16 protein-coding genes are annotated in these 18,275 nt (G+C 73.1%); 8 read left to right on the top strand and 8 right to left on the bottom strand.

Annotation, left to right across the window (positions count from 1 at the left end; translation table 11 throughout):
- Positions 1-10: 10 nt before the first annotated feature.
- The gene (locus MTP10_RS12405; protein WP_310709272.1) at positions 11-844 is read right to left on the bottom strand and encodes a MurR/RpiR family transcriptional regulator; all 834 of its coding nucleotides are present in this window, start codon (positions 842-844) and stop codon (positions 11-13) included.
- A gap of 65 nt (positions 845-909) precedes the next feature.
- Between MTP10_RS12405 and thrC the strand changes: the two genes are divergently transcribed.
- The 3 genes from thrC to MTP10_RS12390 all read left to right on the top strand — a co-directional run bounded on the left by thrC (position 910) and on the right by MTP10_RS12390 (position 4,222).
- On the top strand, positions 910-1,974 hold the full coding sequence (gene thrC / locus MTP10_RS12400) for a threonine synthase (protein ID WP_310709271.1): 1,065 nt from the start codon (positions 910-912) through the stop codon (positions 1,972-1,974).
- Between the two features lie 135 nt (positions 1,975-2,109).
- Positions 2,110-2,664, top strand: coding sequence for a hypothetical protein (locus tag MTP10_RS12395; RefSeq protein WP_310709270.1), 555 nt, complete (start codon positions 2,110-2,112; stop codon positions 2,662-2,664).
- Between the two features lie 31 nt (positions 2,665-2,695).
- Positions 2,696-4,222 carry a helicase HerA-like domain-containing protein gene (locus MTP10_RS12390; protein ID WP_310709269.1) on the top strand — a complete coding sequence of 509 codons (1,527 nt, stop codon included), beginning with the start codon at positions 2,696-2,698 and terminating at the stop codon, positions 4,220-4,222.
- 9 nt (positions 4,223-4,231) lie between these two features.
- Here MTP10_RS12390 and MTP10_RS12385 read toward each other — a convergent pair whose 3' ends face one another.
- Together MTP10_RS12385 and MTP10_RS12380 are read right to left on the bottom strand one after the other, a co-directional pair.
- Complete coding sequence (locus tag MTP10_RS12385; protein WP_310709268.1) at positions 4,232-5,278, bottom strand: hypothetical protein; 1,047 nt, start codon at positions 5,276-5,278, stop codon at positions 4,232-4,234.
- Positions 5,279-5,515: 237 nt separating this feature from the next.
- Positions 5,516-5,905 carry a MarR family transcriptional regulator gene (locus MTP10_RS12380; protein WP_310709487.1) on the bottom strand — a complete coding sequence of 130 codons (390 nt, stop codon included), beginning with the start codon at positions 5,903-5,905 and terminating at the stop codon, positions 5,516-5,518.
- Here MTP10_RS12380 and MTP10_RS12375 point away from each other — a divergent pair.
- Positions 5,843-6,547, top strand: coding sequence for an SDR family oxidoreductase (locus MTP10_RS12375; protein ID WP_310709486.1), 705 nt, complete (start codon positions 5,843-5,845; stop codon positions 6,545-6,547). The two genes, MTP10_RS12380 and MTP10_RS12375, sit on opposite strands and share 63 nt — an antisense overlap.
- 126 nt (positions 6,548-6,673) lie before the next feature.
- On the opposite strand, the gene MTP10_RS12370 is transcribed toward MTP10_RS12375, so the two are convergent.
- Positions 6,674-7,141, bottom strand: coding sequence for a PaaI family thioesterase (locus MTP10_RS12370; protein WP_310709267.1), 468 nt, complete (start codon positions 7,139-7,141; stop codon positions 6,674-6,676).
- A 122-nt stretch (positions 7,142-7,263) separates the two neighbouring features.
- Entirely contained in the window at positions 7,264-7,956 is a 693-nt protein-coding gene (locus tag MTP10_RS12365; RefSeq protein ID WP_310709266.1) for an MBL fold metallo-hydrolase, read from the bottom strand.
- Positions 7,957-8,067: 111 nt separating this feature from the next.
- On the opposite strand from MTP10_RS12365, the gene MTP10_RS12360 reads away from it, so the two are divergent.
- Positions 8,068-9,015, top strand: a complete 948-nt coding sequence (locus MTP10_RS12360; protein ID WP_310709265.1) for a LysR family transcriptional regulator — start codon at positions 8,068-8,070, stop codon at positions 9,013-9,015.
- 50 nt (positions 9,016-9,065) lie between these two features.
- Here MTP10_RS12360 and MTP10_RS12355 read toward each other — a convergent pair whose 3' ends face one another.
- Positions 9,066-9,683 carry a TetR family transcriptional regulator gene (locus MTP10_RS12355; protein WP_310709264.1) on the bottom strand — a complete coding sequence of 206 codons (618 nt, stop codon included), beginning with the start codon at positions 9,681-9,683 and terminating at the stop codon, positions 9,066-9,068.
- Positions 9,684-9,770: 87 nt separating this feature from the next.
- On the opposite strand from MTP10_RS12355, the gene MTP10_RS12350 reads away from it, so the two are divergent.
- Positions 9,771-10,691, top strand: coding sequence for an SDR family oxidoreductase (locus MTP10_RS12350; protein ID WP_310709263.1), 921 nt, complete (start codon positions 9,771-9,773; stop codon positions 10,689-10,691).
- A gap of 21 nt (positions 10,692-10,712) precedes the next feature.
- Here the strand turns inward: MTP10_RS12350 and MTP10_RS12345 are convergent, their stop codons facing one another.
- Positions 10,713-11,198 (bottom strand): inorganic diphosphatase, encoded by a 486-nt coding sequence (locus MTP10_RS12345; RefSeq protein WP_310709262.1) that lies wholly within the window; start codon positions 11,196-11,198, stop codon positions 10,713-10,715.
- A gap of 87 nt (positions 11,199-11,285) precedes the next feature.
- Between MTP10_RS12345 and MTP10_RS12340 the strand changes: the two genes are divergently transcribed.
- Complete coding sequence (locus MTP10_RS12340; RefSeq protein ID WP_310709261.1) at positions 11,286-11,954, top strand: hypothetical protein; 669 nt, start codon at positions 11,286-11,288, stop codon at positions 11,952-11,954.
- Positions 11,955-11,984: 30 nt separating this feature from the next.
- Here MTP10_RS12340 and MTP10_RS12335 read toward each other — a convergent pair whose 3' ends face one another.
- Complete coding sequence (locus MTP10_RS12335; protein WP_310709260.1) at positions 11,985-13,535, bottom strand: bis-aminopropyl spermidine synthase family protein; 1,551 nt, start codon at positions 13,533-13,535, stop codon at positions 11,985-11,987.
- 222 nt (positions 13,536-13,757) lie between these two features.
- Here MTP10_RS12335 and gltB point away from each other — a divergent pair, with 222 nt between their 5' ends.
- Positions 13,758-18,266 (top strand): glutamate synthase large subunit, encoded by a 4,509-nt coding sequence (gltB, locus tag MTP10_RS12330; protein WP_310709259.1) that lies wholly within the window; start codon positions 13,758-13,760, stop codon positions 18,264-18,266.
- The last annotated feature ends 9 nt before the right edge of the window (positions 18,267-18,275 follow it).

The raw sequence follows: 18,275 nt of genomic DNA, 5'->3' as shown, positions 1-18,275 counted from the left end.
TCTTACGCGGTCAGGTGGCCTCCGAGGACAGCTCCCGCGTGAGCGTGTCGAGGTCGGCGAGCCGGGGGGAGGCGTCGAGACGGGTGGCCGTGGCGACGAGGATGAGCTCCGTGACCGCGATCTCGTGGGTGAGGGGCGCGATCGGCCCGGCCGCCTCGCGGGGCAGCCGTACCAGCACCTCGGCCATGTCGGCCAGCGGCGACTCCCAGGCGTCCGTGACCAGGATCAGACGGGCTCCCCGCCCCCGCGCCGCCCGGACGAACCGGGCCGTGTCGGGGGAGTAGCGGCGGAAGTCGTAGGCGACCACCACGTCGGAGGGTCCCAGGTCGAGCAGGGCCCGTGCGCGGGCCGGCGGGGTCTCGGGGACGCGGCGCGCTCCCGGGCGGAGGCCGGCGAGCTGGCGGACCAGGTAGTCGGCGGCCAGCTCGCTCAGCGGCCCGCCCAGCGCCCACACGCCGCCCGCCGCGGCCAGCCGGGTCGCGACCGCGTCCAGCAGCGGCCCGGTCACCGCCGCCAGGGCGCCCTCCAGGCCGGCCCGCAGCTCGTCGGCGGCGCGGGCGGGGTCGGGCGGCCGGGTGACGAACTCCCGCAGCCGTGACCGGTCCGCCTCCCGGGCGCCGGCCCGTACCGCGGCCTGGAACTCGGCGAAGCCGGCGAAGCCCAGCCGGCCCACCAGGCGGGAGGCGGTCGGCGGGCTGACGCCGGCCCGCTCGGCGAGGGCGCGCAGCGAGCCGAGCGCCGCGAACGGATAGTCGTCGAGGATCACCCGGGCGATCGCCCGCTCGCCTGGAGGAAGCTCGGAATAGACCTCGCCGAGGCGGGCCGCCAGCGCGTCGGACTCCATGTTGACAGATGTTACACGAGGACCGTCTTGGCCAGATAGATGAAACGAATGTTATGGTCTCGGGTATGAGCACCTGGCATGGACTGATCGACAGCGCCTACCGGCGCTGGCTCCCCGTCACCGACGACACCCCCTCCGTCTCCCTCCACGAGGGCAACACCCCGCTGCTCCGCTCCGCCCACCTGTCGGCGCTGACCGGCTGCGACGTGTGGCTGAAGGTCGAGGGCGCCAACCCGACCGGGTCGTTCAAGGACCGCGGCATGACCATCGCGGTCAGCCGGGCCGCCCAGGCGGGCGCCGAGCTGGTCATCTGCGCCTCCACCGGCAACACCAGCGCCTCGGCCGCCGCCTACGCCGCCCGCGCCGGGCTCGCCGCCGCCGTCCTCATCCCGCGCGGCGCCGTCGCGCTCGGCAAGCTCGGCCAGGCCGTCCGGTACGGGGCGCGCATCGTGGAGATCGACGGCACCTTCGACGACTGCCTGCGCGTCGCCCGCGAGCTGGCCGCCCACCACCCCGTCGCGCTGGTCAACTCCGTGCGCAACGAGCTGCGGCTGGCCGGGCAGCGGACCGTGGCGTACGAGATCGTCGACGCCCTCGGCGACGCGCCCGACCTCCACTGCCTGCCGGTGGGCAACGGCGGCAACATCACCGCCACCTGGCGCGGCTACCGGACCTACGCCGCCGAGGGCCCGGCCACGCGCACCCCTCAGATGTGGGGATTCCAGGCGGCGGGCGCCGCCCCCCTCGTCCTGGGCGCGCCCGTCGCCGAGCCTGCCACGGCGGCCAGCGCCATCCGCGTCGGCAACCCGGCCACCTGGGACGGCGCCGTCACGGCCCGCGACGAGTCCGGCGGCCTGATCGCCGCGGTGACCGACGAGCAGATCTTCGACGCGTACCGCATGATCGCCCGCCATGACGGCGTCTTCGCCGAGCCCGCCTCGGCCGCGGGCGTCGCCGGCCTCCTCGACCAGCACGAGCGCGGCAACCTGCCCGCGGGGCGGCGCGTCGTCATCACCCTCAGCGGCGACGGCCTCAAGGACCCGGACGCCTCCCTGCGGGACGGCTACACCTCCACGCGGACGGGGGCGGCGACGGGCGAAGTGGCCCGCGCCCTGAACCTGGCCGCCTGACCCGGTGCCCGGATAAATCCGCTTGTCGTCGGGAGAACATGAGGAAACGCGCATTTTAGTCACCCCCACGTGTCGCCGGATGGGGCAAGGGGAGGAATTCCCACGCAGCGTCGCCCGCGTGAAAGGAATGCCGCCATGGGCCAGGATGCCGATGTGCTGATCATCGTGCCCGCGCCTCAGCAATTCCAGGACGCCACCGGCATCGCGTGGTGCACGGCGTCCGACGGCGACTCAGGTCTGGTCATCTCCGGCTTCAGCCAGGACGGAAAAGAGGTGGGAACCCTCACGGCGGGGTTCTCGGACGGCATCGAGCTGGTCATCGCCGAAGGCTCCGAGCAGACCACGCTCATGGGCAGCATCTCGGCGCCGCAGGGGTACACCTACGAGGTCGACGGCCAGGAGGTCGGGCAGTGGGGGAGCTTCTCCGTCCACAACACCGAGGCCGGCGGCAATCCCGCCTTCACGGAGCTCCTCCAGAACTGGGCTTTCGTGGGCGACTCGTTCATCACCGTTGGATACGCGCTCCAGAACGAGAACATGCGGAGTTTCTCCTGCCGGGCGCTCGCCACGGGGATGCTTCTGGAAGGCGTCAGATTCATTGTCGACCAGAACAACTTCCAGGAATGGAGCAGAATAGGGGACGCCGTCCTCACTTACCTCGGCAACGATTGCGGCTCCGCCTCCATGTGAGAATGCGCGGTCGATCCAGGCGGGGGGAGCGATGAAGGGGTACGACTTCGAGGGGCCGGCGCTGGAACTCGGCGCGCTGGTGCGCGCGGACGGCGCCGCCGATCCGGCGGAGCGGATCAGGATCCCCCTGAGCATGCTCAACCGGCACGGACTGGTGGCCGGCGCCACCGGAACCGGGAAGACCAAGACCCTCCAGCTCATGGCCGAGCAGCTCGCGGCCCAGGGAGTCCCCGTCTTCCTCGCCGACATCAAGGGCGACCTGTCCGGGCTCGCCTCGCCGGGCACGGCCTCCGACCGCGTCACCCGGCGTGCCGCCGAGGTCGGGCAGACCTGGCAGCCCGTGGCCTGCCCGGTGGAGTTCTTCTCGTTGGGCGGGCTCGGGTCCGGCATCCCGATCCGCGCCACCATGACCGCCTTCGGGCCGACCCTGCTGGCCAAGGTCCTCGGACTCAACGAGACGCAGGAGTCGTCACTCGGACTGATCTTCTACTTCGCCGACAAGCACGGCATGCCGCTGCTCGACCTCAAGGACCTGATCGCGGTCATCCGGTATCTGACCGCCACGCCGGAGGCGCTGAGCGGGATCGGCGGGCTGTCGGCGGCGACGGCCGGGGTCATCCTCCGCGCCTTGACCAACTTCGAGGCGCAGGGCGCCGAGGCGTTCTTCGGCGAGCCGGAGTTCGACGTGCGCGACCTGCTCCGGGTGGCGCCGGACGGCCAGGGGACGGTCTCCGTCCTGGAACTGCCCGCCGTACAGGACCGGCCGCAGCTCTTCTCCACCTTCCTGATGTGGCTGCTCGCCGACCTCTTCCACGAGCTTCCCGAGGTGGGCGACGCCGACAAGCCGAAGCTCGTGTTCTTCTTCGACGAGGCGCACCTGCTGTTCGACGACGCGTCCAAGGCGTTCCTGCAGTCGATCGCCCAGACGGTGCGGCTGATCCGGTCGAAGGGCGTGGGCGTGTTCTTCGTGACCCAGACGCCGAACGACGTGCCGGGCGACGTGCTGGCCCAGCTCGGCGCGCGGGTGCAGCACGCGCTGCGCGCCTTCACCCCGCAGGACGCCAAAGCGCTCAAGTCCACCGTCTCGACCTTCCCCGCCTCCTCCTACGACCTGGAGCGGCTGCTCACCGAGCTCGGCATCGGCGAGGCCGTCGTCACGGTCCTGTCGGAGACCGGCGCGCCGACCCCGGTGGCCTGGACGCGCCTGCGCGCCCCTCGGACGCTCATGGCGCCGTCGAGCCCGGACGTGATCGCGAACGTCATCGCCGCCTCGCCGCTCCAGCAGAAGTACGGCACGGCGATCGACCGCCAGTCCGCCTACGAGATCCTCGCCGCGAAGCTGGCCCCGGAGCGGCCCGCCGAGACTCCTGCTGCCCCCTCCGGCCAGACCCGGCGCGAGCCGGAAGGGCAGCGGGAGCGGGAGGAGCCGAAGCGGTCCGTGCTGGACAGCGTGCTGGAGTCGAAGGAGCTCCGCTCCCTGGCACGGTCGGCGGCGTCCGCCTTCGGCCGGGAGATCACCAGATCCATCTTCGGCACCGCCCGCCGCGGCCGACGCTGAGCCGTTGTCTCACGTTCGCTCCGGTGCAGATCCCGAGGACGCACCGTCGAGCGTGGGAGCGGCGATGGACCCGGAGGTTGTCGAGCGGTTGCGAGTGGATCCCTCGGCGGAGGCGCGGCGGCGGTGCTCCCTCAGCAAGGTCAGCAGGACGGCGACGCCCGTGACGATCGCGATCGCGTGCTCGGCCACGGCCACGCCCCGATACTCGTACGGCCGGTAAGCGCCGGGCAGCAGCACCCACAGCAGCTTCCACGACCCCCAGGCGAACAGCGAGCCCGAGGCGACGAAACCGGCGGCCATGGGCAGCCACAGCGGCGTCCGCGGGCCGCCCCACCGGCTGAGCGCCCACACGCTCCAACCCGCCAGGGCCGCGCACAGCGCGCCGTCGCCGACCAGGACCCGCGCGTTCGCGTCCCATCCGGCGAGGGCCGCCGGATCCAGGCCGGCCCGCCCGCCCGCCGCCCAGAACGACCACACCACGGCGAGCGCCGCCACCGGGAGCAGCGTCCACGCGCGGCCCGCCTCCGGGCCCGGCCGGCCCACCCGCCCCGCGAACGCGTGCGGCCACCGCTCCGCCAGGTAGATCGGCAGGGCGACGACCAGCCCCACCGCCATCCCGGCGAACCCCACCGAGATGAACACCGCCTCCCACGCCGGCATGGCGGCGCCGTCGCCCGGCGCGGGCGGGTCCTGCTCCAGGAAGCTGCTGACCAGCATGTACGGCAGCAGGGACACGAGGAAGCCGCTGCCGATCCAGGCGAACGGCAGCACCAGCCAGGCCGGCAGCCGCATCCCCCACGACTGCCCGAGCGCCAGGCCCAGGGTGATCCCGGTCAGCGCCATCACGACCGTGACGAGGTTGAGCATCACCCAGTCGGCCGTGCCGTGACGCAGCTCCAGGGTGATCCAGACGATCTTCACCGCGAGGTAGAGGGACATCGAGCCCGCCGCGACGAACGCGGCGGCGCGGCGCAGCATCGTACGCCTGCGGCCCCCGGCGCTCTCGCTGGTGATACCGCGACTCCTGTCGCTGCGGTTATCGAATTCGGCGTGCATGGTCATGAGCCTCGGGGCCGGGCGGCCATCCGCGCCTCCCCGGGAAGAGGCATGCGCCTCCCCCGGCAGAGGGAGGGCCGCCCGCCCCGGGGCCATCGGTCAGTACGACGTCACTCGCCCTTCAGGGGTCACCCGTCAGTTCAACGGTCACCCGCATGTCAACGGTCACCCGCATGTCAACGGTCACCCGCATGTCAACGGTCACCCATCAGCCAACGGTCACCCCCCGCCGCGAGGTCACTCCTCCGTCAGGGCGGTCTCGTCGACGAGACCGCGCAGACGGGCATTGGCGTGTTCGAGGGCGAGGAGGGTGTTCTCGCGCTGTTCGTCGCTCACCCCGCCCATCGCCTCCTCCGCGAGCTTGGCCCAGGCGCGCTCGATCCGGGGGACCAGCGCGTGGCCGGCCTCCGTGACGACGATGCGCACCTGGCGGCGGTCCGTGGGCACCGGCTCGCGGCGGAACCAGCCGCCCCCCTCCAGCCGGGCGAGGCTGCGGGTGGCGGTCGGCGGTTCGATCCCGAGCCGGGCCGCGAGCTCCGAGACCGTGATCCCCTCCGGCTCGGCATCGGCCGGGCGATCGCCGCGACGTTCGCCCGCGAGGGCGCTCTGGTCGCCGCCGGGTGGCACAGCGACGAGGAAGGCGCGCGCGGCCTCGTCGAGGAGATCGCAGGCTCCGGTGGGAAGGCCGTCGCGGTGCGCGTCGACCAGAGCGACCCGGAGTCGATCACGTCCGCGGTGGGCGAGGTCGAGCGCGGGCTGGGCGCCGTGGCCGTCCTCGTCGCCAACGCGGTGGCCTGGCCGGAGAGGGGGCCGGAGAGCTGGCGGACGCTGAACGACGGCTTCACTGCGAACGTGACCGGGACGTTGATGCTGGTCGACGCGATGCTCCCCGGGATGCGGAGCGCCGGGTGGGGACGGCTGGTGCTGATCTCGTCCGACGTGGTGGACCAGCCCATGCCGGCGGGCGTGACGTACCCGGCGGCCAAGGGCGCGCTGGAGGCGGCCGCGAAGGTGCTCGCCGTCAGGGAGGCCGGGCACGGCGTGCTCACGAACGTCGTACGGCCCGGCTTCACCCTCACCGACCGGGTGCTGTCCACGCCGTGGCTCGGGCAGGGCGCCGTGGACGCCGAGAGCGCGGAGACGCCGACGGGACGTATCTGCACGCCGGAGGACGTGGCGTCGGCGGCGGCCTACCTCGGCTCGGCGGCCAACGGGCACGTCAACGGCGAGATCCTGTCGGTGGCGGGCGGCAGGCACCTCACCCGCTAGGAGGCCCGGGGGAGCGGGGTCGCCGTCGGTGGAAAGGGGTCTGGCCCGGGTCCCGGTCGGTGGAAAGGGGGCCTGCTCCGGGCCGGCGGAAGGGGAGGGGGCTGGGCAGCGGGGTGTGGGCCGCGGTCAGCGGCGGATCGTCTGGATGTAGGCGGTCGCCGTGCCCGTGGCCACCGGCCTGCCGTCGGGGCCGGACAGCTCGCCCGCGAGGAAGCACACCTCTCTGCCGCGCCGCACGACCCGGCCCCGCCCCACGAGCCGTCCGGGACGGGCCGGGCGGAGGAGCTGGACGTGGAGGTCGAGCGTCGGCGCGAACCGGTCGGCCGGCAGCGTGAGGGCCAGCGCCGGACCCATGGTGTCGTCGAGCATCGCGGCCAGGAAACCGCCCTGGATCACGCCCACCGGGTTGGCGAACCGCTCACCGGCCTCGAACGCCACCTCGATCGTGCCCTGCTCCGGGTCCACCGCGATGAGCTCCCATCCCAGGGTGGCCGCCGCGGGCGACGGCGGGACGCGCCCCGTGATCACGTCCCAGATCGGCCCGCGCCGATCGGTCTCCGCATCCGTGGCGTGTCGGCCGGTCTCCGTGTCCATGGGACGCATTCAACAGCGCGCCACCGACATTTCTCCGGCCGGCACCCGAGAAGGCTCACGTGGGCGGCTTCCCCTCGACCGTCAGGACGGCGGAGGCTCGGGTGGGTCCGGGGTGAGGAGGATCAGAGGGCGGCCGCGGCGGCGGTCAGGGCGGCGCCCGCGTCCGGGATCGGCTCGCCGTGCCCGACGCAGGCGACCTTCACGTCGAGCCGCGCCAGCCGGGCGAACGAGCGGAGCAGCTCGGCGCGGTCCAGGTTGAACACCCCGGGCAGCACCTGCCCGCCGACGTGCGCCACGGTGTCCCCGGTGAACAGCACTCCCGGCCCGGGCAGGTGGACGGCGATGCTGCCGTCGGTGTGCCCCGGCGTGGCGATCACCCGGGCCCCGCCGCCGAAGGCGATCACGTCGCCGTCCTCCAGCTCGCGGTCCACGCGGCAGGGCGGCGCGGGCGGCAGCAGGTGGGCGCCCAGGTGGCGGTGCAGGGCGCGTTCCTCGTCGGTGAAGGCCGGCGCCGGGCCGGGCACGTCCCCGCGGATCACCGGCGCCTCCCGCCGGTGCGCCATCACGCTCACCTCGCCCCAGCCGGCGATCTCGGCCGCCGCGCCGCAGTGGTCCTCGTGGAAGTGGGTGAGCACGACCTGCCGCACGTCCGTCGTACGGCGGCCGAGCCGGCCGAGCGCCACGGCGATGTCCGGGCCCGAGGTGGCGATGCCGGTGTCGACGAGGGTCAGCGCGCCTTCGTCGTCCCACACGTACATCTGCCCGAACTCCAGCACCACCAGGTGCAGCTCACGGCGGATCTCCACGATGTCCACAGCGATGTCCCCTCTCGTCGGAGTCCCAGCGAAGCGGCCGGCCGGTCCCGTGTCCAACAGCGGTTCGCGCCGTATTGACAACCGGTGGTTGTCGGTCCAGGCTCGTCCGGCATGGAGGCGGACATCCACGGCCTGCGGGCGTTCGCCGTCGCCGCCGAGGAGCTGCACTTCGGGCGGGCGGCGGCGCGGCTGCACCTCAGCCAGCAGGCGCTGTCCAAACGCGTCCGCCGGCTGGAGGACGCCCTGGGGACGCGGCTGTTCGAGCGGACCACGCGCAGCGTGGAGCTGACCGCGGCCGGACGGCGGTTGCTTCCCGCGGCGGTGGAGGCCCTGGCCGCGTTCGACCGCGCCGTCCGGGGCGCCCGAGCGGACGACGAGCCGCTGCGCGTCGACGTCTACGACGAGCGGTTCACCCCGTTGCGGATGCTGCGCGAGGCGGCTGAGCCGGACCCGCCCCTGCGGGTCGAGCTGAGCATGAGACAAGGGCTGTCCGTGGCGCTGCCCGTCCTGCGGCGCGGGGAGCTCGACGCGGCGTTCGGCCGGGTGCACGACACGCCGGGTCCGTGGCCGGCCGAGCTGGCGTGCCGCCTCGTACGGCTGGAGCCGCTGCACGCCTTCCTGCCCGAGGACCACCTCCTGGCCGGCAGGGCGGTGCTGAGCCCCGCGGACCTGCGGGAGCACGGCATCGCCATGCCCGACCCGGCGGGCGCCGCGGAGTGGCGCGGCTACCTGAGGCGGCTGTGCGAGCGGTTCGGCGTCCCGCTCCGCTTCACCGAGCCGGCCATCGGGCAGCGGCACCTGGTGGAGGGGTTCCTGCGGGAGAAGGCCGCCGTCGGGCTGGGGGAGAGCAGCATCGACGCGTCCGGCAGCGGGCTGCGCCGGGTCCCGATCGCCGATCCGGAGATCCTGATGCCGTGGTCGATCGTCTGGCGCCGGCACGACCCGCGCCCGCCGCTGCGGACGCTGCTCCGGCGCCTGGGCCGCGGCCCCGCGCTCCCCGCGCCGGGCGACCCGCGGCGGTGGGTGCCGGACACCGACCGCCGGCCCGTGGACGCCTGACCGGCCCGTGGACGTTCGATCGTGACGGCCGCCGGGCGAACCCTAAAACCTCAGCTCGGACGGCTCGCCTCCATCGGTCGCTGAGCGGCGAGGGCGCGGGCGGCGGCGACCACGGCCGTGCGGCGGCGTGCGAGGGCGGCCCGCTCGTCGTCCTCGTCCAGCACCAGGCGGCAGAGCTGCGGCACCGCGAAGTTCCACGCCACCAGGCCGAGCAGCGTGAACATCCAGTCCTGCGCGGCGCGGGTGCGCGCCGGCTCGTCCAGGTCCGCGGCGACGCCCGAGCCGACCAGGTCGCGCACGTTGTCCCGGTACGCGGCGCGTCGCTCGTCCTCGCCCTGGAGCGGGCCGGCGCCGTTCTCCAGCGCCTCCCACAGCAGCATTCGGATCAGCTCCGGATGCTGCTGGTACCAGTCGAAGAGCTGCCCGACGGACTCGCCCAGCGCGTTCGGGTCGATCGAGCCGGTGTGGCACACCTCGTCCACCTTGGCGCGCACGACCGCGCCGAACAGCTTCTCCTTGCCGCCGAAGTACAGGTAGATGGCCTGCTTGTTGGCCCTGGCGGCGGCGGCGATCCGCTCGACCCGCGCCCCGGCCAGGCCGCAGGCGGCGAACTCGGCGGTGGCGGCCTCGAAGATGCGCCGCCGGGTGGCCTCCGCGTCGTAGCTCATGCCATGAATTAAACCATCCAGTTGACACTGGTGGCGGAATGCGGGCAGGATCTAAACCAACCAGATGGTTTACTTCAGGAGAACGTCATGACGACCGCCATCGCCACCGCACCCGCTCCCTCTTCCATTCCCGTACGCTCACCGCTGCCCACGGGCCTCGGCGGCTCGACGACCGTCGTCGTGGGCGGCAGCTCGGGGATCGGCCTGGCCGCGGCCACCCTGCTGCGCGGCCTCGGCGGCCGGGTGGTGCTGGTCGGCCGTGACCCCGCACGGCTGGCCGCGGCGGTCGCCCGCGTCCGCGAGGCGGCGGGCACGTCCGCCGCCGACCAGGCCCGGAAGGACGACCAAGCCCGGGGAGACGACAAGGCGCAGGGGGACGGCAAGGCGCAGGGAGACGGCAAGGCGCAGGGAGACGCTGACGCGCCGGCGGACGACGGGGTGCTCGGCGTGGCGGCCGACGGGGCCGACGAGGAGGCGCTGGCCCGTGCCTTCGACGGGGCCGGCTCCGTCGACCACGTGCTCGTCACGAGTGGCGGCCTGGTGGGCTTCGGGCCCGTCACCGAGGTCTCGGCCGGCGACGTCCGCGCGGTCTTCGAGGAGCGGGTCTGGGGCGCCTTCCCCGCCGCCCGCCTGGCGGCCGGGCGGCCCCCCGCGGGCGGCTCTATCACGTTCAGCTCGGGTCCGTCCGCGCTGCGCCCGCCCCCCGGCATGCCCGGCCCGCTGGCGGCCATCGGGGCCGTCGAGCCCTCCCCCCGCGGGCTCGCCGTCGAGCTCGCGGCCCGCCGGGTGCGGGTGAACGCCGTCCGCTACGGCGTGATCGACACGCCGCTGATGCGCGGCGCCTCGGGGCTGGCCACCGACGACGCCATGGCCGCCGCCGGCTCGGCCACCCTGCTCGGCAGGTACGGCACCGCGGAGGAGGCGGCCGCGTCGGCCCTGTTCCTCATGGCCAACCCGTACGTCACCGGGCAGGTGATCACCGTGGACGGCGGCCAGAGCCTCGTGTGACGGCGGGCACGGGGCGAGGGGTCAGCGGCCCTCGCCGGCCCGGCGCACCGCCTCGCCGATGATCTCCTCGGCGCACCGCCGGGGCTCCCAGCCACGGGTGCTGCTGCTCTTGCCGGGCTCCAGGTCCTTGTACACGTCGAAGAAGTGGCCGATCTCGTTGAGCACGTACCACTGCACGTCCTCCAGGTCGCGCACGTGGTCCGCGCGCGGGTCGCCGGCCGGGACGCAGAGGATCTTCGCGTCCGGCCCGCCCTCGTCGGTCATCCAGAACGCTGCGATCGGCCGCGCGCAGATCACGCACCCGGGGAACGTGGGCGTCTCCAGGAGCACCATGGCGTCCAGCGGGTCGCCGTCCTCGGCCAGGGTCTCCGTGACGTACCCGTAGTCGTAGGGGTAGGCGGTCGAGGTGAACAGCAGCCGGTCCAGCCGGATCCGCTGGATGGCCTGATCCATCTCGTACTTGTTGCGCGACCCCCCGGGTGTCTCCACGACCACGTCGACCCGCATGCGGCACCCCCTTACGGCGCTCCTCCCATGATAGGCCGGCGCCTCGCGGGCGAGCGGATCACGCCTGGAGTCCCTACCATGTGCGGTATGGACGATCTCCCGGTCTACGACGTGGTGCTCCTCCCGCCGCCGGATGTCAACGCCCGCTCCGCCGAGCTGAGCCGGAGATGCGCCGAGCCGGCCCCCACCGAGTTCGTCCTGCGCGAGGACGGGCCGTACCCGCACGTCTCGCTCTACATGGCCAATTTCACGGCGGCCCGGTGCGCCGCCGCGGTCGAGCGGCTGCGCGACATCAGCGCGCGCACGCCCGCGCTCCATCTGGTGGCCGACCGGTTCGCGGGCAACGAGCACGGCATGTTCGAGCTGTTCTACGTCAAGACCGGCGCCGTCACACGGCTGCAGGAGGACGTCATCGCCGCCCTCGCCCCGTTGCGCACCGGCCTGCGCCGCCTCGACCCGGTCGGCCGCGTGCTCGCCGACCACCGGCTCACCGCCCCGCCGCCCGCCCGCGACAACCTCGACAGGTACGGCTACGACGAGGTGGGCGACCTGTTCCGCCCGCACGTCACGATCACCCGGTTCCGGGAGCGGGGGCGGCGGGCCGAGGACGGGACCCTGCCGCCGGCCGAGTCGTTCACCGCGACGTACGACACGCTGGCGCTGTGCGTCATGGGCGAGCACGGGACGTGCACGGAGCTGGTCGAGACGTTCGCCCTGGCCGCCGACCCGGTCCAGCCGTCCCCCGTCGCGTCGTAAGAGGTCACGCGGCCGGCCCGCGTGCGCCCGTCAGCCGGGAAGGGTGCCGGACAGGGCCCTGACCGTGGCGGCCACCTGGGCGGGGAGGCTCTCCAAGCGGTGCAGGGGCGCCTCCAGCGGCGTCAGGCCCTCCGCCCACGGGGCCGTCTGCCGGATCAGGGCGCGGGCCTCGTTCTTGGTGAGCGTGGCGCCCTGCTCGCGGGCCAGGGCGATGAGCGCCTCGCGCCAGGTGTTGGCCAGCCGCCCGTGGGCGTTGTCGAGGATGCGCCGCAGCGCCGCCCCAGCCGCGTCCGCGGGCTGCGGCTGCCGTACCGCTTCCACCACGTCGCCGTCGCCGGTCGTCGCGTACACCGCGGACAGGAACTCCGGCAGCGGCCCCGCCGGCTCCGCGAGGCGGGCCCGCACGTGCTCGGCCCGGGTGGCCAGGAGCAGGCGCGGCAGCGCCGCCTCCAGGCCGGGCGGCACCGCGACGGCCACCCGGCGGACGGCGGCGGCGTAGGGCTTGGCGAGCCACGTGGTGATCTTGACCCGCGGCTGCGGCAGCTCCTTGGGCCAGTCGCCGACCAGCAGGTCGGCCCCCGCGGCGGCCTCGGCCGGGACCGGGGAGAGCGGCGCGGCGGACTCGACCGACTGCGGGCCCTGCGTGTAGATGGCGGTCGAGAGCCGCTCGACGCGGGCGGCCACCGCGGGACGGGTGCGGGAGGTGGGCCGCAGCACGTACAGGTCGGCGGCCGAGCCGATGGCCTCCGCGCCGTCGTAGCGGTTGAAGTCCGGATAGATCGCCTCGTAGGCGAGGTTGAGCGCCGACAGCGCCCCCTGCACCTTCAGGGCCAGCGCCGGCGTGCGCTCGCTCGCCCCGTACGCCAGCAGCACCCGCCCGTCCGGCTTGACGCCCTCCAGGGCGCGCGCCACGAACAGCCCCACCCCCTCCGGCGTGTACGGCGGGTCGGTGACGGCCAGGTCGTGGTCCGTCGCGGACGGCGGCAGGCCGAGCCGCAGGTCGGCCCAGCGGGTGCGGACCCCGAGGTCCTGGGCGTCGATGTGGCGCAGGATGCGCTCGTCGATGTCGACGACGGTGACGTCGGTCTCGGGGTGGACGAGCTTGACGGCCAGCGAGGTCAGGTCGTGGTCACCGACGCACAGCAGCCGCGCGCCGGGCAGCCAGAACCGGGCGCCGAGCAGCAGCGCCCGGCGCAGCACGGTCTCGGGGGTGGCGGCCACGTGGTCGAGCGCGTGCCGTGAGCGCGGGCCGGACGCGACGAGCTCCGTCAGCCGCTCCAGCACGTGCCGGTAGTGGGGCAGCAGGTGGGCGACCGGGTCCTCGGGCGGCGGGGCCATGGCCAGCAGATCCTGGTAGCCGGGGGAGTCGGCGGGCGGCACCCGGAAGCGCTCGTCGCCGGAGCGCTCCAGCCGCACCTCGCGCAGCAGCGCCTCGATCGTCCGCCGCGAGGTGGCCGTCTCCCGGACCAGGTCTGCCAGAGTCCACCACTGGCCGTCGCACAGGAGGGTGAGGGCGTGCCTGAGCCGCCTGCTGTCCACCCCGGCCTCGGTGAGCAGCCGCTCCACCCCGTCACGGTCCATGCCTGAAACCCTATCGGCCCCGCGCAAGGGAATTCGGGGCATGGTTTACGGTGTTGCCCGAGTGGATATGCCCAGCTCCAGATAGGTGCAATGTTCGCAATGCGGACAGAGCGGGCACCATGTGAGATGGGTGCGGTAACCTCTACGCACAACGCAGCAGGGCCAACGTCGTCCCCGCCTGTTGAGCAGTTCTGGACAGACGATGACGACGGGAGGGATTCAATGCCTGCTGCCCACCTCGGGTTTCCTGAGCCCCAGGGCCTTTACCACCCCGCCAACGAGCATGACGCCTGTGGCGTGGCCATGGTGGCCGACGTCGCCGGCCGCCGCGGGCACGGGATCGTGGTCAAGGCGCTGACGGCGCTCCTCAATCTCGACCACCGGGGGGCGAAGGGTAGCGAGCCGGACACCGGCGACGGAGCCGGCATCCTCACGCAGATCCCCGATGCCTTCCTGCGCGGGAGCGTGGACTTCGCGCTGCCCGAGGCCGGTCGCTACGCCGCCGGCATGGCGTTCCTGCCGGCCGGCGAGGACGAGCGCGCCGCCGCCGTGCGGCTGATCGAGCAGCTCGCCGCCGAGGAGAGCCTGACCGTGCTCGGCTGGCGCGAGGTGCCGGTCGACCGGGCCCTTCCCGGGCCGAGCGCGCGGGCGGTCATGCCGCACTTCGCGCAGCTGTTCGTCGCCGGCCCGGCCGGCGAGTCGGGCATCGAGCTCGACCGGTTGGCCTTCTGCCTGCGCAAGCGCGCCGAGCACGAGGCCGGCGTGTACTTCCCCTCCCTGAGCTCCCGGACGATCGTCTACAAGGGCATGCTCACCCCCGAGCAGGTCGAGCCGTTCTTCCCCGACCTGGCCGACGAGCGCTACGAGACGGCGATCGCGCTGGTCCACTCGCGCTTCTCCACCAACACGTTCCCGAGCTGGCCGCTGGCCCACCCGTACCGCTACATCGCGCACAACGGCGAGATCAACACGGTCAAGGGCAACCGCAACTGGATGCGCGCCCGCGAGGCGATGCTGTCCTCCGCCCACATCCCGGGCGACATCTCGCGGCTCTTCCCGATCTGCGACCCGGACGGCAGCGACACCGCCAGCTTCGACGAGGCGCTGGAGCTGCTGCACATCGGCGGCCGGAGCCTCCCGCACGCCGTGCTCATGATGATCCCGGAGGCGTGGGAGAACCACACCGAGATGGACCCGGCCCGCCGGGCCTTCTACGAGTTCCACTCCTCGATGATGGAGGCGTGGGACGGCCCCGCCTCGATCACCTTCACCGACGGCACGCTCGCCGGCGCCGTCCTCGACCGCAACGGCCTGCGCCCCGGCCGCTTCTGGGTGACCGCCGACGGCCTGGTCGTGCTGGCCTCCGAGGCCGGCGTGCTCGACTTCGCCCCCGGCGACGTGGTCCGCAAGGGCCGCCTGCAGCCCGGCCGGATGTTCCTCATCGACACCGCCCGCGGCAAGATCATCGAGGACGACGAGATCAAGGCCGAGCTCGCCGCCGAGCTGCCGTACGAGGACTGGCTGCACGCCGGCCTGGTGCGCTTCGAGGAGCTGCCCGCCCGCCAGCGGGAGGTCCCGACCCACGAGGCGCTGGTCAAGCGGCAGCAGACCTTCGGCTACACCGAGGAAGAGCTGCGGATCATCCTGTCGCCGATGGCGAAGACGGGCGCCGAGCCGATCGGCTCGATGGGCACCGACACGCCCGTCGCGGTGCTCAGCGAGAAGCCGCGGCTGCTGTTCGACTACTTCACGCAGCTGTTCGCGCAGGTCACCAACCCGCCGCTGGACGCCATCCGCGAGGAGCTGGTCACCTCCCTGGCCAGCGTGCTCGGCCCCGAGGGCAACCTGCTCGACCCCGGCCCCACCTCCTGCCGCCAGCTCGTCCTGCCGTACCCGGTGATCGACAACGACGAGCTCGCGAAGATCATCCACATCAACGACGAAGGCGACCTGCCCGGCTTCCACCCGCACGTCGTCTCCGGCCTCTACCAGGTGTCGGGCGGCGGCGAAGCGCTGCTGCACCGCCTGGAGGAGATCCGCGCCGAGGTGTCCGAGGCGATCGCGGAGGGCGCACGCATCATCGTGCTGTCCGACCGCGGCTCCTCGGCCGAGCTGGCGCCCATCCCGGCGCTCCTGCTGACCGGCGCGGTGCACCACCACCTGATCCAGGAGAAGACCCGCACCAAGATCGGCCTGGTCATCGAGACCGGCGAGGCCCGCGAGTGCCACCACATGGCGCTGCTCATCGGCTACGGCGCCGGCGCGGTCAACCCGTACCTCGCGATCGAGACCGTCGAGGACCTCGTCGAGACCGGCGTCATCCCGGGCGACAAGCGCAAGGCCGCGCGCAACCTCATCAAGGCGTACGGCAAGGGCGTCATCAAGGTCATGTCCAAGATGGGCGTCTCGACCGTGGCCTCCTACACCGGCGCGCAGATCTTCGAGGCGCTCGGCCTGAGCCAGGAGGTCATCGACTCCTGCTTCACCGGCACCACCTCCCGGCTCGGCGGCGTCGGCTTCGACGTGCTGGCCCGCGAGGTCGCCGAGCGGCACCGCCACGCCTACCCGCGCGTGCCCAACGCGCACCGCAGGCTCCAGGTCGGCGGTGAGTACCAGTGGCGGCGCGAGGGCGAGCCGCACCTGTTCAACCCCGAGACGGTCTTCAAGCTGCAGCACGCCACCAGGACGCGCCGCTACGAGATCTTCAAGGAGTACACCGAGATGGTGGACTCCCAGGCCGAGCGGCTCATGACCCTGCGCGGCCTGTTCACGTTCAAGACCGGCCGGACGCCGATCCCCATCGAGGAGGTCGAGCCGGTCTCCGAGATCGTCAAGCGGTTCTCCACCGGCGCGATGTCGTACGGCTCGATCTCGATGGAAGCGCACGAGACGCTCGCCATCGCGATGAACCGGCTCGGCGGCAAGTCCAACACCGGCGAGGGCGGCGAGGACCCCGAGCGCCTCTACGACCCCGAGCGCAGGTCGGCCATCAAGCAGGTGGCCTCCGGCCGGTTCGGCGTCACCAGCGAGTACCTCGTCAACGCCGCCGACCTGCAGATCAAGATGGCCCAGGGCGCCAAGCCCGGTGAGGGCGGCCAGCTGCCCGGCCACAAGGTCTACCCGTGGGTCGCCAAGACGCGGCACTCCACGCCCGGCGTCGGCCTCATCTCGCCGCCGCCGCACCACGACATCTACTCCATCGAGGACCTCGCCCAGCTCATCCACGACCTGAAGAACTCCAACCCCGCGGCGCGCGTGCACGTCAAGCTCGTCGCCGAGGTCGGGGTCGGCACGGTCGCGGCGGGCGTGTCCAAGGCGCACGCCGACGTGGTGCTCATCTCCGGGCACGACGGCGGCACCGGCGCCTCCCCGCTCACCTCGCTCAAGCACGCGGGCGCGCCCTGGGAGCTCGGCCTGGCCGAGACCCAGCAGACGCTGCTGCTCAACGGGCTGCGCGACCGCATCGTCGTGCAGGTCGACGGCCAGCTCAAGACCGGCCGCGACGTCGTCATCGCCGCCCTGCTCGGCGCCGAGGAGTACGGCTTCGCCACCGCTCCGCTGGTCGTGTCCGGCTGCGTCATGATGCGGGTCTGCCACCTCGACACCTGCCCCGTGGGCGTCGCCACGCAGAACCCCGAGCTGCGCAAGCGCTTCAGCGGCAAGCCCGAGTTCGTGGTGAACTTCTTCGAGTTCATCGCCGAGGAGATCCGCGAGTACCTCGCCGAGCTCGGCTTCCGCTCACTGGACGAGGCCATCGGCCACGCCGAGCTGCTCGACATCTCCGCGGCCGAGAACCACTGGAAGGCAGCCGGCCTGGACCTGTCGCCGATCCTGCACCGGCCGGAGCTGCCCGAGGGCACCCCGCTGCGGCGCACGATCGAGCAGGACCACGGCCTCCAGCACGCCCTCGACAACACGCTCATCCAGCTCGCCGAGGGAGCGCTCAACGACGGCACCCCCGTCACGCTGGAGCTGCCCATCCGCAACGTCAACCGCACGGTCGGCACCATGCTCGGCCACCAGGTGACCAAGCGGTACGGCGGAGCCGGCCTGCCCGACAACACGATCGACATCTCCTTCACCGGCTCGGCGGGCAACTCGCTCGGCGCGTTCCTGCCGCGCGGCGTCACGCTTCGGCTGACCGGCGACGCCAACGACTACCTCGGCAAGGGCCTGTCCGGCGGCCGCATCACGGTCCGCCCGCACGACGAGGCGCCGCTCGACGGCCACATCATCGCCGGCAACGTCGCCCTGTACGGCGCGACCTCCGGCGAGGTGTTCGTCCGCGGCGTCGTCGGCGAGCGGTTCTGCGTGCGCAACTCGGGCGCCACCGCCGTCGTCGAGGGCGTCGGCGACCACGGCTGCGAGTACATGACCGGCGGCAGGGTCGTCGTCCTCGGCCCGACCGGCCGCAACTTCGCGGCCGGCATGTCCGGCGGCGTCGCCTACCTGCTCGACCTGCGGCCCGAGCGGGTCAACCGCGAGATGGTCGCCGTTGAGGAGCTCACCGACGAGGACGCCGAGTTCCTGCGCGAGACGGTCGAGAAGCACTTCGCCGAGACCGGCTCGCCGGCGGCCAAGGAGCTGCTCGCCGACTGGCAGTCCGCGCTCGGCCGGTTCGGCAAGATCATGCCGACCGACTACAAGAGGGTCCTGCTGGCGGCCGAGGCCGCCCGCGTCGAGGGCCGCGACGTCGACGAAGCGGTCATGTCCGCTGCGGTTCAGGGTTAAGGGAGGCGT

Source organism: Nonomuraea sp. 3-1Str (genome assembly GCF_031570565.1).
Taxonomy (GTDB): domain Bacteria; phylum Actinomycetota; class Actinomycetes; order Streptosporangiales; family Streptosporangiaceae; genus Nonomuraea.
The sequence above is the reverse complement of the archived record's forward strand: the minus strand, read 5'-3'. Positions and strand labels throughout refer to the sequence as shown.